The following is a 15,434-nucleotide window of genomic DNA, read 5'->3' on the forward strand; positions in this document are numbered from 1 at the left end:
TCAGCGAGTGATGCGGAGGGTGCGGACCTCGAAGGGACGGAGGTGGAGCCCGCCCCCGAGACGGGGGGCCTCGATCTCGTCCTCGATCAGGCTCACCTCGCGCACCTCGCGGTGGTCGAAGCCGACCGAGAGCTCGCCGACCGCACGACGCCCGAGCGCCTCGTACACCCGCACGATGACGTCGCCAGAGCCGTCGTCGGCGAGCTTCACGGCCGACACGACGATGCCCTCGCCCTGCACCGAGACCAGCGGCTCGACCTCGCGCGCCCCGCGGATTACCGTGGGCAGGCTGTTGAGGCGGATGCCCTCGGCCGTGGCGATCGCGGCGTCGGCGCCGATCACGAAGCCGACCTCGATCTCGTGGAGCCCGTGATCCGTGGCCGGGTCGGGGAACCGCGGCGCCCGCAGCAGGGAGAGTCGCACGGTCGTGGTGACCCCGTCCTCGCCCACCTCGCGCGTCGTGTCGTACCCGTAGATCGAGTCGTTCACGAGGGCCGCGCCGAAGTCCTGCTCGCGCACCAGCACGAACCGGTGCATCGAGGTCTCGAACTTCGCGGCCTCCCAGCTGGTGTTCGTGTGGGTGACGCGCGCCTGGTAGCCGAACTGCGTCTCGGCTTCGGTGTGCGACGCCTGGATGTCGAGCGGGAAGGCGAGCTTGAGCAGCTTCTCGGTCTCGTGCCAGTCGACCTCGTTGCGGAGGTGCACGGTCCTCGAGCCCGGGGCGAGTGTGATCGTCTGCGTGATCGTCGACTCCGAGAACGGACGCACGACGACGATCTGCGCGACACCGTTCACGAGCGATGCCTCGATCGACGAGACCGCGGTGAGGTCGTCGACGCTGTTGCGGTAGTACCGGTCGATGTCCCACGCGTCCCACATGTTCGGGAAGTCCTGGTGCAGCTGGAGCAGGTTCGCGGCCGTGCCTGGCGCGACCGTCTCCCGCCCTGTGGCCTTGTCGACGGCGGAGACGAGCAGGCCCTCGCCCGAGACGAGCACGGACACGAGCTCGTTCTCCAGGCGCCAGCCCGGGTGGACCGCTGAGCCTGCCGAAGCGTCCTCGACGAGCGAGACCGCCCCTTCGACGGGCTCAGGGACCCACGAGGCGCCGAGCGCGCGCCCCCGACCGACCGAGGTCGGCTCGAACCGCAGCTCGCGGTCGCCCTCGCCGGCGAGCGACCGGCGCGCGGCATCGGCGATGTCGCGCGCATCCGACAGCACGTCCGACAGCACGGCGACGGCCTCGCGGTGCACCCACGCGATCGACGTCCCGGGCAGGATGTCGTGGAACTCGTGCAGCAGCACGGCCTGCCAGAGCCGGTCGAGCTCCGCCTGCGGGTACGCGGCACCGGTGCGCACGGCATCGGTCGCGGCCCACAGCTCTGCTTCGACCAGCGCGTGCTCGGCCCAGCGGTGCAGAGCCTTCGTGGCGTGCTGGCTCGTGAGCGTGCCGCGGTGCAGTTCGAGGTAGAGCTCGCCGACCCACACCGCCGGGTTCGGCAGCTCGGCCTTGGCGGCGTCGAAGAACACGTCGGGGTGCTCCCACACGACCTGCGCGCTGCCCTCGAGGTCGCGCAGCCGCTCGGCCTTGCCCGTCATCTCGCGCGTCGTGCCGCCGCCGCCATCACCCCAGCCGACCGGCGCGATCGACCGCGAGCTGAGGCGGTTCTCCTTGAACTGACGAGAGGCCTTCGCGACCTCCATGCCGCTGAGCTGCGAGTTGTAGGTGTCCATCGACGGGAAGTGCGTGAACACCTGCGAGCCGTCGATGCCCTCCCAGAGGAAGGAGTGGTGCGGGAAGACGTTCTGCTGATTCCAGGAGATCTTCTGCGTGAAGAACCACTCGAACCCGGCACGGCGCATCAGCTGCGGAAGGGCCGGCGAGTAGCCGAAGCTGTCCGGCAGCCACACCCCCTTCGACCGGATGCCGAACTCGCGCTCGAAGAAGCGCTGCCCGTGCGAGAACTGCCGCACGAGCGACTCTCCCGTCGGTATGACGGTGTCGGACTCCACCCACATGCCTCCGAGCGGCAGGAAGCGGCCGGCGGCGACCGCGGCCTTTACCCGCTCCCACACCTCGGGACGGTGCTCCTTGATCCAGGCGTACTGCTGCGCACTGGACATGCCGTACTGGAAGTCCGGCTGCTCCTCGATGAGCGTGGTCATGGACGAGGTCGTGCGCGCGACCTTGCGGATCGTCTCGCGCACCGGCCACAGCCACGCGGAGTCGATGTGCGCGTGGCCGACGGCCGAGATGCGGTGCGCGCTCGCCTCGGCCGGGGCCGCGAGGACATCAGCGAGCCGGGCCCGCGCGTCGCCTGCGCTCTCCACGATGTGCTGCAGGTCGAGCACATCGAGCGCGTCGTCCAGCGCCTGCAGGATGCGCATGCGGCGCGGCGACGTCGCGGGGAGCTCGGCCTGCAGCTCGAACAGCACCTCGAGGTCGAGGGACAGGTCGAACACCTCGGGCTCGAACACCGCGAGGTCGAGGCGCCGCAGCCGGTACAGCGGTTCCTTCGAGGAGGTGAGGATGTCGCCCTCCTGCGTCGGCAGGAAGGGGTGGTAGTCGAGGAGCACGGGGTTGGACGCGCCCTCCAGGTAGAGCTCGACGGCCTCGTCACCCGTGGCACTCTCGGCGATCGGGACCCACTGGTTGCGCGGGTTGATGCTCTTGATTGGTGTGCCGTCGGGGCGGTAGGCGAGGGCCTCGCACTGGAACCCCGTCATGTTCACGTCGAAGCCCAGGTCGATGAGCGCCTCCACCCGGCGGCCGGCCCATTCCGCGGGCACCCGACCGGTGAGCTTGAACCAGGTGGTGCCCCAGGCCGGACCCCACAGCTCGCCGACCGCGGCCGGGGCGAACGGGAGCGCCAGGCCCTCCGTCGGGGCGATGGGCTCTCCGGGGAGCTGGTGCGCCTCGACCGTGAGGGGAACCGCGGCCGAGTGGATGGCGGGGCGGATGCGCTCTTCGAGGACCCGCTTGACGCGGCCGACGGTGAGCGAGGTGTCGTCATGCATGTGGGGGTTCTCCGGGCTCGACGGTGAGGGAAGGGGTTCGATGCTCGCCGTTACTAAAACGATCTAGCACGGGAGTCTACGGTACCGTCTCCCGTGCTTACGAGAGGCTAAACCGATCAAGTAGGGTGATGCCTATGGCCCCGGGGAAACGCGTGACGATCGCGGACATCGCGCGCATGGCCGGCGTCTCCCCCGGCGCCGTCTCGTTCGCCCTCAACGGTCGTCCCGGTGTGAGCGAGGAGACGCGGCAGCGCATCCTCTCCATCATCGAAGAGCACCACTGGCAGCCGAGCTCCGCTGCCCGCGCCCTCGTCGGCGCCCGGGCCAACGCGGTCGGGTTCGCCCTCGCCCGCCCGGCACGCTCCCTCGGCTCCGAGGCCTTCTTCACCGACCTCATCGCCGGCATCGAGTCCCGGCTCTCCGAGAGCAAGGTCGGGCTGCAGCTCCGCCTCGTCGCCGACATCGACGAGGAGATGGAGGTGCATCGGCAGTGGCGGTCGTCGAATCAGGTCGACGGCATCATCCTCATCGACCCGCGCGACGACGACCCCCGCGGCGAGCGCATCATGGCCCTGGACGCCCGCGCTGTGATGATCGGCTCGAAGCCGTCCCCGGACGGCGCGGTGCCCAGCGTCTGGATCGGCGACGACGCCGTCGCGGAGACGCTCTTCTCCTACCTCGCCGCCCTGGGTCACACCCGTATCGCCTACGTCGCGGGCCCGGCGGAGCTGGAGCACACCCGCCTGCGCGCCGAGGTGCTGGAGCGGATGGCGGCGGACGGCGTCTCCGGCGAGGTCATCACGACCGACTTCTCCCCCGCCCGCGCCTCCGCGGTCACCCGCGCGCAGCTCTCCGGCCGGCAGCGCCCGACCGCGATCGTCTACGACAACGATGTGATGGCCGTCGCCGGCCTCCGGGTGGCGCAGGAGATGGGCCGGGCGGTTCCGCGCGACGTCTCACTCGCGTCGTTCGACGACTCCGTCATCGCGGGCCTCATCAACCCGTCGATCACCGCCATGACCCGCGACACGTTCGAGCTCGGCGAGCAGGCGGCCACGCTCCTGCTGCAGCAGATCGAGGCCGGCACCACGCTGCCGAGCGTCCAGGGCCCGACCCCCGTGCTCACCGCCCGCGAGAGCACCGCGCCACCGCCCCGCTGAGACCCCGCCTCCCCGCCCACACCCCGGGCTATCGCCGCGCGTACCCCGGGGTCTCGACGACAACCCGGGGTCTCGACGAATCAGACGACGGTGTTGACGGAGGCGTAGCGGGTGACGTCGGACGCGGACGGGGCGGGGTGGATGAGACGGCGGATGCCGCGCGAATCCAGCGCCGCGGGGTCCTGCGCGGTGCGGGAGGTCACCAGGGCGGGGTCCTCGCCCGCGGCGCAGGCGTCGACCCAGGCCTGGAAGACCGCACCGCCGGGGCTCAGGGCCGCCCGGCTCACCGGCACCTCCTGCTCGTCGACGTCCACCACGATCGCCGTCGGGCGGGCCGGAGCCGCGGTGCGGGTGCGCAGCTCGGGGATGAGCTCCGCGAACCGGCGGCCGAGGGGCTTCGCCGCCCCCTCCTGATCGATGAGCCCCAGGGAGTACTCGAGCTCCGGGAAGTCGGCCAGCTCCCGACTCACGTCGTGCGAGCACCACCACGTCACGCCCCAGAGGTTCTCGGTGCGGAGGGCCGAACGCACGGTGGCCTCGAGGAAGCCGGGCATCTCGCTCTCGTCAAGGCAGTTCGAGGGGGCGCCGACCTCCTGCAGCCAGATCGGACGGGCGGGATCGGTCGCGAACGCGCGGGAGAGCTCGATGAGGTACTCCGCGTGGCGGTCGGCGGCGATCGAGCGACCTCCGTAGCGCTGCGCCGTGCCGTTGAAGATCCAGGAGTGGACCGTCGTCATCGCGCCGAGGCGGGAGGCATGCGCCGGCGTGAACCCGTGGTCGTCCATGTACCAGACCGCGTCGTACTCGCTGTGCACGTGCGGCAGCCCGGGGGCGCCCCGTTCCGCCGCGGCGAGCAGCGCCTCGATCCAGCCGCCGGCCTCGTCGGTCGTGACGGGCCACGGCGAGGGGTGGGTGTGCGCGGAGAACTGGTTCGTCTCGTTGCCGAGAGTGAGGCCGAGGAAGTTCGGCGCGTCCCGCAGGGCGCCCGCGAGCCGCTCCACGAGCTGCACCTGACCGTCGAGGGCCGTCGGATCGGTGAACATGTTCCGGTCGTGCCAGGTGTACAGCCACGAAGGGACGAAGTCGAAGCTCGACAGGTGCCCCTGGATGACGTCGACGCTCGCGTCCATCCCGAACTCGGCGGCGATGTCGACCATGGTGCGCACGTCGTCGATCGCCTTCGAGCGGATGAGGGTGCGGTTGGGCTGCAGGACGGTCCAGAGCGGGAACACGCGCACATGGTCGAGGCCGAGCGCGGCGAGGGCCGCGAAGTCGCGACGCACGTCGTCCGGCGTGAAGTCGAGCCAGGAGTGCATCCAGTCCTTCGACGGCGTGTAGTTCGCCCCGAAGCGGAGAGGAGCGTCGAGAGCGCCGCGCTGCGTCATGTGTGCACCTTTCGGACCGTGCCCTCCCACGAGGACATGTCGCACCACTATAACGCTTGAGCAACAGCGTCGATAGCGCCCACCTTGACACCGACCGGATCCGATGGTTTCATCTGCTAAAGCGCTGTAGTCCCTTCGTCGGACCACGCCGAATCGCCCGCCTCGAGGAAGAAGCACGATGAAAGTTCCCGCACGCATTGTCGCTCTGGCAACCTTCACGATCGGCGCCCTGGCGCTCGTGAGCTGCACCGGAGGCGGTGCCGCCTCGGACGGCGCCGGCCCCATCGACACCTCCGGCGAGCTCAGCGGAACCATCCAGTTCCAGACCTGGTCGCTGAAGAACGAGAAGTTCACTCCCTACTTCGAGGACCTCATCGCGGCCTTCGAGGAGGAGCATCCGGACGTGACCGTGGAGTGGCTCGACCAGCCCGGCGACGGCTACCAGGAGAAGATCCTGAGCCAGGCGAACGCCGACACCCTCCCCGACGTGCTGAACCTGCCGCCGGACATCGCCTACCCGCTCGTCGCCGCCGGGAAGCTCGTCGACCTGGACACCGCGGATCCCGACCTGAAGTCGACGTACAACGCCGGCGCCTGGGACGCCTACAGCCAGTACCCCGGCGTCGAGGGCACATACGGCCTTCCCTGGTACCTCTCCAGCGACGCGTCCTGGTGGAACCTCGCCCAGCTCGCCCCGTACGGCGTCACCGAGGAGAACCTGCCGACGACGGTCGACGAGCTGCTCACGCTCGCGAAGGACGTCGCCACGGAGTCCGGCGGCAAGGTCCAGCTCCTCTCCTCGATTCCGGCGCTGGACACCTTCACCGCCGCCGGCATGGAGGTCATCAACGACGAGGGCGAGTTCGACTTCAACACCGACGAGGCGGCCGCGATCATCGAGCAGTACGCCGACGCCTACGCCGCGGGCGCGATGCCCGCGGAGGCACTCACCGGCGACTACGGCGGGAACGCGGAGGCCTACATCCAGGAGAAGGTCGCCTTCACCACCGGCGGCACCGGGTTCACGACCGATCTGCAGAAGGACGCCCCGGCGCTCCTGGAGAACACCGTCGCCACCCCGCGCCTCGGTGTCGCGCCGCTCTACGTGCAGGGCCTCAACGTCTCCGCCGACTCCGACAACAAGGAAGCGGCTCTCGCGTTCGCCGAGTTCGCCACGAACGAGGAGAACCAGGTCGCGTTCTCCTCCCTCGCGGTGGGCACCGCCCCCGGCACGGCCGACGGCGGCGACCAGGTCGTCGAGAACATCGCCTCCTCGGTCACCGACGAGAAGCAGCTCGCCGCGATCGACACCGTGTTCGGCGCGATGAAGGACGCCAAGGCGCTGCCGTTCCAGTGGACCTCGGACATGGCCACCTACATGACCCAGCAGATCGCCCTGGCCGTGAACGGCGAGGCCGATGCCAAGACGCAGCTCGACAAGATCGTCGAGTACGCCAACGCGAACCGCGTGGACCAGTGACCATGCGCGCGGACACCGGCACCCGGCAGCGGAGGTCGACGATGAGATCCCACAAGTGGTTCACCCCGTGGCTGCTCCTCGCCCCCGCCGTGATCTGGGTGCTGGTGTTCGCGCTCTGGCCGTTCCTCAACACCGTCGTCCTCAGCTTCACGGATGCTCGCCCCCTGCGGACCCCCGAGTTCGTCGGCGGCGCCAACTACGAGCGCATGTTCGGCGACGAGATGTTCTGGAACGCGCTCACCACCTGCCTCATCTACGTGGTCGTGTGCGTGCCGCTGCTCACGGTCCTCCCGCTGCTCCTCGCCCTCCTCGTGCAGAAGAAGCTCCCCGGCATCTCGTTCTTCCGCACCACGTTCTACTTCCCCGTGATCGCGTCGGTCGTCGTGGTCGCGCTCATCTGGACGTGGCTGTTCGACAGCCGCGGCATCATCAACCAAACGCTGGAGTTCCTCGGCCTCATCGACCAGCCGATGGCCTTCCTCGTCGACCGCTGGCTGCTGCTCGGCTGCGCGATCCTGCTGACCGTGTGGAAGGGCCTGGGCTACTCCATGGTGGTGTACCTCGCCGCCCTGGGGAACGTCGGCAAAGAGCTACACGAGGCGGCCATGCTCGACGGTGCGAGCTCGTTCCGCCGCTTCCTCTCCGTCACGATCCCGTCGGTGCGCGGGGCGATGCTCCTCATCGCCGTGCTCATCGCGGTGTCCGCCATGCGGGTGTTCGCCGAGCTGGACGTGCTGTCCAAGAGCACGGGCGGCCCCGGCGGCTACGACATGTCGCTCGTGATGCTCATCCGCCAGGTCGGCTCGGGCCTGAACGGCAACATCGGCTACGCGTCCGCGATCAGTGTGGCGCTGTTCCTCCTCACGCTCGTGCCGCTGGCCGCGATCGCGTTCATGAACCGCGAGAAGAAGGCGAAGGTCTCCGCATGACCACCTTGACGACGCCCCCGGTGGAGAGCACCCCGCCTGCGGAGGAGGCCCCGCGGCCCGGTCGCGAGCGCATCTTCCGCCGCCGCGGCTCCGGCGACTTCAGCAAGCCCACGCTCGGCGGACTCATCGGCAGGTACGCGCTGCTGCTGTTCGTCCTGTTCCTCGTCATCGGACCGTTCGTCTGGCAGCTCTCCACATCGTTCAAGGGACCGCAGGAGAACATCTACTCCTTCCCACCCGAGCTCATCCCCCGCGATCCGACGCTGCAGAACTACACGAGGGTCGCCGACATCGTCCCCGTCTACCTCTACGCCTGGCACTCGCTGCTCGTCTCGCTCGGCACCGTGCTCAGCAACGTGATCCTGGCCACGTTCGCCGGCTACGCCCTGGGCTGCATGCGATTCCGCGGCAAGTGGATCGTCATGGGGATCCTGCTGTCCACGCTGCTGTTCCCCGGCGAGGTCACCGTGACGAGCAACTTCCTCACCATCCGCGCTCTCGGGCTCGCCGACACCCTGTGGGGCGTCTTCCTCCCCGGAGCGATCAGCGCCATGAACGTGCTGCTCGTCGCCACCGCGTGCCGGATGATCCCGAAGGACGTGCTCGACGCGGCCACCGTCGACGGTGCGACCACGTGGCAGCGCATCCGGCACATCGTGTGGCCGAACATCCGCGGCATGGTCTCGGTCGTGGCGATCTTCGCCTTCATCGGCGCGTGGGACGACTACCTCTGGCCGCTCATCGTGCTCTCCGACCCGGCCAAGTACACCCTGACCGTCGGCATGGCCTACCTCAACAGCAGCTTCTCGGTCGATCCGCGACTCATCGCCGCCGGCACCATGATCGCGCTCGTACCGATCGTCATCATGTTCTCGTTCACGCAGCGCTTCTTCTTCAAGGGCGTGCAGGAGGGTGCGCTGAAGGGGTGAGCGCGCCGCTGCTCCGCCCGGCCTCCGGTCCCGCGGATCCCCCGTCGTCGCGCCCGCACGCCGGGGTGCTCCCCGGAGTCGTCTTCGCGTACACGTTCGACCCGTCCCGCGGAGAGCAGCGGATCGACGTCCCCGGCCTCGACGGCATCGCGCTCACCCCGGACACCGTGCTGCACTGGGCGTTCTACGCCGACGGCCCCGCCGCGACCCTCGCCCCCTGGGCCGCGCTCGCGGTCACCGTCGACGTGCGTACCGCCGACGGCAGCCGGCTGAGCGACAGCGCCGCCGTCCGCGACCGGTACGACTTCCCGCTCACGGCCGAGGGGCAGTTCGCCGCCCGGTGGAGCATGCCCGAGCAGTGGAACGCCGACAGCGTCGCCCTCGCACCCCTCGGCACCGGGACGGGCACGGTCGAGCTCGTCTTCGGCACGGCCGAGCTGGCGACCACGCCGGATGTGCCCACCGAGGTCAGCGGCTTCGTCCAGGTCCGCGTCGAGGAGCGCCCGGCCCCCGGCGACCTCCCACCCGTCGAGCGGGTCGACACCCGGCGCGGCTCCCATTCCGGCCCCCGCTTCTCCCGCGGGAACACGGTCCCGGCGGTCGCCGTGCCGCACGGGTTCACCTTCGTCACGCCGGCGACCGACGCCGCGGGCGCACGCTGGCCCTACCGTCCGTTCGTGCATGACGATCCGCAGGGACGGCGTCTCGAAGCCCTGCAGTTCTCGCACCAGCCCAGCCCGTGGATCGGCGATCGCGCGGTTCTTCAGCTCATGCCGTTCTTCGGCACAGCACGGTCGGCCAGGGAGGATCGACGCCGGTGGATCGTCGAGGGAAGCGAACGCGCCCGCCCGCACGAGTACACCGCCGACCTCGGCGACGGCGTGCATGTCGAGATGACCGCGACCTCGCACACCGCGGCCTTCCGCGTGCGGTGCGACGATCCGCGCGCCGCCGTGGGTTTCGTGATCGATCAGCTCACGAACGAGGGGCTGCTCACCTTCACCGACACCGGCTTCGAGGGGTGGATCCCCGAGGGTCCAGAGGACTGGGGGAACGCGCCACGCTGCTACTTCGCCGGGACCGTGCACAGCGCGTCGAACGCCGCGCACGGCGCCCTCGACGACTACGGGCGTGCCCGGGTCGCGGGCTTCGTCCGCGCCGTGGGCGCTGTCGAGGTGCGGGTCGGGGTCTCGTTCCTCTCCGTCGCGCAGGCTCGGCACAGCCTCGCCCTCGAGGCACCTCCCGCCGTCCCCTTCGACGAGCTCCGCGCCCGCGCGGCCGCCGCGTGGAACCGCCTGCTCGGGCGCGTGACGATCCCCCCGCTCCCCGAGGCCGAGCGCCCGTTCCGCGGCCTGGCCGACGAGGAGCAGCGCGCCCGGATCGCCGCCGCGCTCCACCGTATGCATCTGTATCCGAACACGGCGGCGGAGAACACGGGCACCGCGGAGGCACCGGCGTGGCGCTTCGCCGACGTGTTCGCCCCGCGGACCGCCTTCGGCGAGTCGGCCACGGGGGCGCCGGTCGCGGAAGGCGAACTCGTCGTCAACAACGGCTATTGGGACACGTACCGCACCGAGTGGCCCGCGCTCGCGCTCCTCGACCCCGCGCTGGCCGGACGCCTGCTGGACGGACAGCTCATGCAGTATCGCCGCGGCGGCTGGATGGCGCGGTGGAGCGCCCCCGGGTATGTGGACAGCATGGTCGGGACCTCCAGCGACCAGATCTTCGCCGACGCCGCGCGTTGGGAGGTGCCCTTCGACCGCGAGACGGCGTTCGAGAGCGGGTGGCGCGACGCGTGCGAGCCGGGCCCGGATCCGCGACGGGGTCGCAAGGGCATCGGCCGCGGTCGCTTCCTCGGCTTCATCCCGTCCGACGTGCCGGAGGGGATGAGCTGGAGCATCGAGAACGCCGTGAGCGATGCCGCCCTCGGCCGGTTCGCCGCCCAGCTCGCGGCGTCGACGGCGGCGGACGACGCCGCGCGCTGCCGGGCCTTCGCACGGTACTTCGCGAACCGCTCCCGCGCGGCGCGCGCCCTGTTCGATCCTGCCTCCGGATTCTTCCGCGGTCGCACGGCGGACGGGTCCTTCGCACCGGATTTCGATCCTCGCGTCTGGGGCGGCGACAACGTCGAGACGAACGCGTGGGGGATGTCCGTGGGCACGGTGCACGACGGGCCGGGCCTCGCCGCGCTTCACGGCGGCCCTGCGGGACTCGGTCGGCACCTCGACGCCCTCTTCGCCGAGCCCGAGACCGCCGACGAGCGCTTCGGCGGTGCGTACGGCACCGTCATCCACGAGCAGCGCGAAGCCCGCGCCCAGCGGTCGGGCATGTGCGCGCTGTCGAATCAGCCGGCGCACCACATCCCCTTCATGTACGCCTTCACGGACCGGCCGTGGCACAGCGCGGGCCTCGTGCACGGCCTCGCGCGCCGCCTCTTCGCCGGTGCCCACATCGGCCAGGGGTTCCCCGGCGACGAGGACAACGGAGAGATGAGCGCCTGGTGGCTCTGGGCCGCGCTCGGCCTCTATCCCCTGGAACTCGCGGCGGGGACTCTGCGGATCGGGTCCCCGCTGTCCGACGACATCCGGGTCGCACGCGGGGACGGCTCGTCGCTGCGCATCCGCTCGCGACGGAGCTCCCCCGCCGCGCACGTGCTGGAGGACGCCCGGCTGGACGGACGCCCTCTCCCCACCGCCGATCTGCCGATCGACGCGCTTCGGGGGGACGCGGTGCTCGACCTGGTGTTCGGCACGGACCCGGCTCGGGCGCTCGAGAGCGGTGAGGACGCACTCGACGCCGAGCCGTGGCGGTGCGACCTCACCGCCGACGCGGGAGAGATCGTCGCCTCCGCGGATGTCCTCGATGCGCCACGGCTGTTCGACGACGGCGACCCGCAGGGCGACGCGGGCGTCCGGCTGCCGAAAGGCTCCTGGGTGGGCTGGCGGTTCCCCTCACCCCGCAGCCTCACCGACATCACCGTCACGAGCCTCGGGCCCACGGCAGCCGATGCGCTGCGCTGGGAGAGGGAGGGTGCCGATGGAGGCTGGCATGTCGTGGCCACCACGCACCGGGAAGACCTGGCTCCCGACCGGACGGTGCCGTTCACTCTGGAGATGCCGGTCGTGACCTCGGCCGTCCGCGTGCGCGCGGAGGCCGAGGTCACGCTCCGTCAGGTCGAGCTCTTCGACCTGGGCTGACTCACCGCGACGCTGCGCGGTACAGAGTCGCCTCCCCCTTCAGCGCCTGGGTGATGCCGGAGAGGTAGGCCGACTGATCCGTCGCGGTGAGGTTGTACGCGACGTAGACGCCGTACCCGTCCGCCACCGTGCGCTGGGCGAAGTCGGCGGCCGTCGCGGCACTCGTGTTCGCGAGGTCGACCGCCGCGGCGCCGAGCCGGCCGCGGTCGTCCAGACCCGGCACGGTGGGCGCGTCGTAGGTCGGGTAGTACGGGTTCCACGCGTGATCGAGCACGCTGCCGGCGTCGAAGAGGCCGAAGTCCGTGGTCGTGTAGGACGGGCCGATCGCATACAGCGTGATGAGCTTGTCCGGTCCCAGGCGGTCGCGCAGCGCGGAGGCGAGCCAGCCGAAGGACTGCGGGTTCGGCTGCGGCGTACCGTTCGCCCCGTAGTTGCTCCACTCGTCGTCGAAATCGATGCCGTCCAGGCCGTAGGTGGTGACGGTGTCGGCGAGCTGCGCGGCGAAGGCGTCCGCCTCCGCGTACGAGGTGAAGTTCGCGAAGCCGGCACCCTGGTGGTTTCCGAGCACCGACAGGAGGACCTTGGTGCCCTGGGCCTGCAGCGGGCGGATCTGGTTCTGCGCGTCCTGCACCGTCTCGGTGACCCGCTCGTTGAGGTGGAGGACCGCCCGCTCCCCGTCGTAGTTGATGTTCGCGGCGAAGATCATGGCCAGATCGACGGCGGGGCGGCCCGACTCGGCGAGCGTGTAGTCCGCGACATTCGCTAAATCGTTCGAGTTGACCTCGACGTAGACGGCGAGCTGCGGGTCGGCGGCACCGGTATCGGCGATGGCCGCCGTCGAGGCGGCGAGGGCGGCGGCTCCGGCGGCAGCGAATGCCACTGCTGCCCCGACACCTCTTCTCAGGCGGGACGATCGTGCGGGTGAGGAACTCATGACGGTGTCTTCTCCTTCGGCGTCGTTGTCGAGATCGGGCCGCGACGTCGCGACTCGCGGCCGACTATATCGCTTAAGCACAGGTGTCGGAAGAGGACGCTGGCGGTGCGCGCCGATTCCGACGATGCTGGACGCATGCGCGCCCTCCGACTCCTCTGGCGATACCCGGTCATCACCCTGACGGTCATCGTCTTCGCCGTGGTCGGAGGGCTGCACGCCGCCGGGGAGGAGACCATCGGCCGGTGGGTCGCCACGGTCTTCGTGGCTGCGGTGGTGGTCTGGACCCTCATCGGAATGGTGCGCGACGTGCTGCGCGGCCACGTCGGACTCGACATCCTCGCCGTCGTCGCCATGGTCGCGACGCTCGCGGTGGGCGAATACATCGCGGCGCTCATCATCGTCCTGATGCTCTCCGGCGGCGAGGCGCTGGAGGACTTCGCGGGCCGCCGGGCGAAGCGCGACCTCTCCGCACTGCTGGATCGCTCGCCCCGCAGCGCCCATGTGCTGACGCATCCCGAAGATGCGGACTCGGACGCGGCGAGGGAGGTACCCGTCGATGACGTGGCCGTGGGCGACGTGCTCCTCGTGCGCCCGGCGGAGATCATCCCCGTGGACGGTGAACTGCTCACGGACAGCGCGTCGTTCGACGAATCGTCGCTCACGGGCGAAAGTCTGCCCGTGACGCGCGGTGCGGGCGACGAGGTGCTGTCCGGCGCGATCAACGGCAGCCGGGCCATCCGCCTCCGCGCCCTCCGCACCGGCGCCGACAGTCAGTATCAGCAGATCGTCGCCCTGGTCGCCCAGGCCGAGTCCTCCCACGCTCCCATCGTGCGTCTCGCCGACCGGTTCGCGATTCCGTTCACCGCCGTCGCGCTCGTGCTCGCGGGGACGGCGTGGGCACTCTCCGGCGACGCGACTCGGTTCGCCGAGGTGCTCGTGCTGGCGACGCCCTGCCCGCTGCTGATCGCCGCTCCCGTCGCCTTCCTCGGCGGACTCTCCCGGGCGGCGAAGTCGGGCGTCATCATGAAGAGCGGTGCGGTCATCGAGCAGATCGCGCGCGTGCGCTCTGCGGCGTTCGACAAGACCGGGACGCTCACCCAGGGGAGGCCGGAGCTCATCGACGTGCGGCCGGCACAGGGCTTCGACGCGGATGAGATCCTGCGACTCGCCGCCTCCGCCGAGCAGTACTCGTCGCACGTGCTCGCCGACGGCATCCGTCGCGCCGCCGCCGCCCGAGGCCTGGCGCTGCACGGGGCGACGGAGGCGAGCGAGACCGCGACGAACGGGGTGTCCGCGACGATCGGCGGCCGTTCGGTCGTCGTCGGCAAGCCGGCCTACGTGGCCTCCCTCGCCCCCGACACCGTGCGGGTGGAGCTCGCACCGGGACAGGCCGCCGCGTACGTCGCCGTGGACGGTCGGTTCGCAGGGGCCCTCGTGCTCGCCGACGCCGCCCGCCCGGAGGCGCCCGCCGTGGTCTCCTGGATGCGGACGCACGAGGTCGACAGGCTCGCGATGTTGACCGGGGATGTGGCCACCACGGCGGAGTCGATCGGACGGCAGGTCGGGATCGACGAGATCCACGCCGAGCTGCTGCCTCCCGAGAAGGTGCGTCTGGCCGCCGAGATGCAGCCACGGCCCGTGCTGATGGTCGGCGACGGTGTCAACGACGCGCCGGTGCTGGCGGCGGCCGACATCGGCATCGCGATGGGCGCGAAGGGGGCGACGGCCGCCGGGGACGCCGCCGACGTCGTCATCCTCGTGGATTCGCTCGCCAAGGTCGTCGACGCCGTCGCGATCGGACGGCACACCCTCCGCGTGGCCCTCACCGCGATCTGGATCGGGATCGGTCTGAGCGTGGGGCTGATGGTCGTCGCGATGACCGGCGTCATCCCCGCGGTCGTCGGCGCACTGGTGCAGGAGCTCGTCGACCTCGCGACGATCCTCTACGCCCTGCGCGCGCTGAGCGGCCCGCCGAGCGACCTCCGCCCCTCCCCCTGAGGGCTGCTCCTGCACCGACCCCGGTACCGCTTCTCCCGTCCACAGGTCCCGTGTTCGCGGTCCTGCCCCTGCGGAATACCGTGACAGCTTGAGACCCCGGACTCAGACTGGAGGCATGACCTTGGACGACCCGCAGGTATGGACACTGATCGGCGTCTTCGCCGCCGTGATGCTCGGCGGCATGACACTCATGGCGTCGCAGCTCAGCCGCGTGATCCGTGCGGAGGTGGACCGCATCGACGGCACGCTCTCCGCACGGATCGATCGCATCGACGGCACCCTCTCCGCACGGATCGACGGCCTCTACGCCCGGCTCGGACGCATCGAGACGAAGGTCGACGATCTCGACAGGGAGCTCACGAACCTCGCGACGCGGTTCTGGCGCTCGCAGTGACCGTCCCGCGGCC

The 15,434-nt window shown here is 70.5% G+C and carries 10 protein-coding genes; 7 read left to right on the plus strand and 3 right to left on the minus strand.

What is annotated here, in order from left to right; all coding sequences use genetic code 11:
* Entirely contained in the window at positions 1-3,015 is a 3,015-nt protein-coding gene (locus RI211_RS15870; RefSeq protein ID WP_315636531.1) for an alpha-mannosidase, read from the minus strand.
* Between the two features lie 134 nt (positions 3,016-3,149).
* Between RI211_RS15870 and RI211_RS15875 the strand changes: the two genes are divergently transcribed.
* Positions 3,150-4,175 carry a LacI family DNA-binding transcriptional regulator gene (locus tag RI211_RS15875; RefSeq protein ID WP_187662622.1) on the plus strand — a complete coding sequence of 342 codons (1,026 nt, stop codon included), beginning with the start codon at positions 3,150-3,152 and terminating at the stop codon, positions 4,173-4,175.
* 80 nt (positions 4,176-4,255) lie between these two features.
* Here RI211_RS15875 and RI211_RS15880 read toward each other — a convergent pair whose 3' ends face one another.
* Positions 4,256-5,560, minus strand: coding sequence for a glycoside hydrolase 5 family protein (locus tag RI211_RS15880; RefSeq protein WP_315636535.1), 1,305 nt, complete (start codon positions 5,558-5,560; stop codon positions 4,256-4,258).
* A gap of 178 nt (positions 5,561-5,738) precedes the next feature.
* Between RI211_RS15880 and RI211_RS15885 the strand changes: the two genes are divergently transcribed.
* Genes RI211_RS15885 through RI211_RS15900 form a run of 4 tightly spaced genes read left to right on the plus strand, consistent with a single transcriptional unit; the run spans position 5,739 to position 12,095 of the window.
* Positions 5,739-7,040: an ABC transporter substrate-binding protein gene (locus RI211_RS15885; protein ID WP_187662624.1), complete on the plus strand. Its 1,302-nt coding sequence runs from the start codon at positions 5,739-5,741 to the stop codon at positions 7,038-7,040.
* 41 nt (positions 7,041-7,081) lie between these two features.
* Positions 7,082-7,969, plus strand: coding sequence for a carbohydrate ABC transporter permease (locus tag RI211_RS15890; RefSeq protein WP_315636539.1), 888 nt, complete (start codon positions 7,082-7,084; stop codon positions 7,967-7,969).
* Positions 7,966-8,898 carry a carbohydrate ABC transporter permease gene (locus RI211_RS15895; RefSeq protein WP_085605062.1) on the plus strand — a complete coding sequence of 311 codons (933 nt, stop codon included), beginning with the start codon at positions 7,966-7,968 and terminating at the stop codon, positions 8,896-8,898. Before RI211_RS15890 ends, RI211_RS15895 begins: the two co-directional genes overlap by 4 nt.
* Positions 8,895-12,095, plus strand: coding sequence for a GH92 family glycosyl hydrolase (locus RI211_RS15900; protein ID WP_315636541.1), 3,201 nt, complete (start codon positions 8,895-8,897; stop codon positions 12,093-12,095). Before RI211_RS15895 ends, RI211_RS15900 begins: the two co-directional genes overlap by 4 nt.
* 1 nt (position 12,096) lies before the next feature.
* Here RI211_RS15900 and RI211_RS15905 read toward each other — a convergent pair whose 3' ends face one another.
* Positions 12,097-12,975: an endo-beta-N-acetylglucosaminidase H gene (locus RI211_RS15905; protein ID WP_315636543.1), complete on the minus strand. Its 879-nt coding sequence runs from the start codon at positions 12,973-12,975 to the stop codon at positions 12,097-12,099.
* Between the two features lie 189 nt (positions 12,976-13,164).
* Between RI211_RS15905 and RI211_RS15910 the strand changes: the two genes are divergently transcribed.
* Together RI211_RS15910 and RI211_RS15915 are read left to right on the plus strand one after the other, a co-directional pair.
* Positions 13,165-15,027: a heavy metal translocating P-type ATPase gene (locus RI211_RS15910; protein WP_315636545.1), complete on the plus strand. Its 1,863-nt coding sequence runs from the start codon at positions 13,165-13,167 to the stop codon at positions 15,025-15,027.
* Positions 15,028-15,142: 115 nt separating this feature from the next.
* Positions 15,143-15,421: a hypothetical protein gene (locus RI211_RS15915; protein WP_315636548.1), complete on the plus strand. Its 279-nt coding sequence runs from the start codon at positions 15,143-15,145 to the stop codon at positions 15,419-15,421.
* The last annotated feature ends 13 nt before the right edge of the window (positions 15,422-15,434 follow it).

The sequence above is a fragment of the Microbacterium meiriae genome (genome assembly GCF_032364335.1).
Taxonomy (GTDB): Bacteria; Actinomycetota; Actinomycetes; order Actinomycetales; family Microbacteriaceae; genus Microbacterium; species Microbacterium meiriae.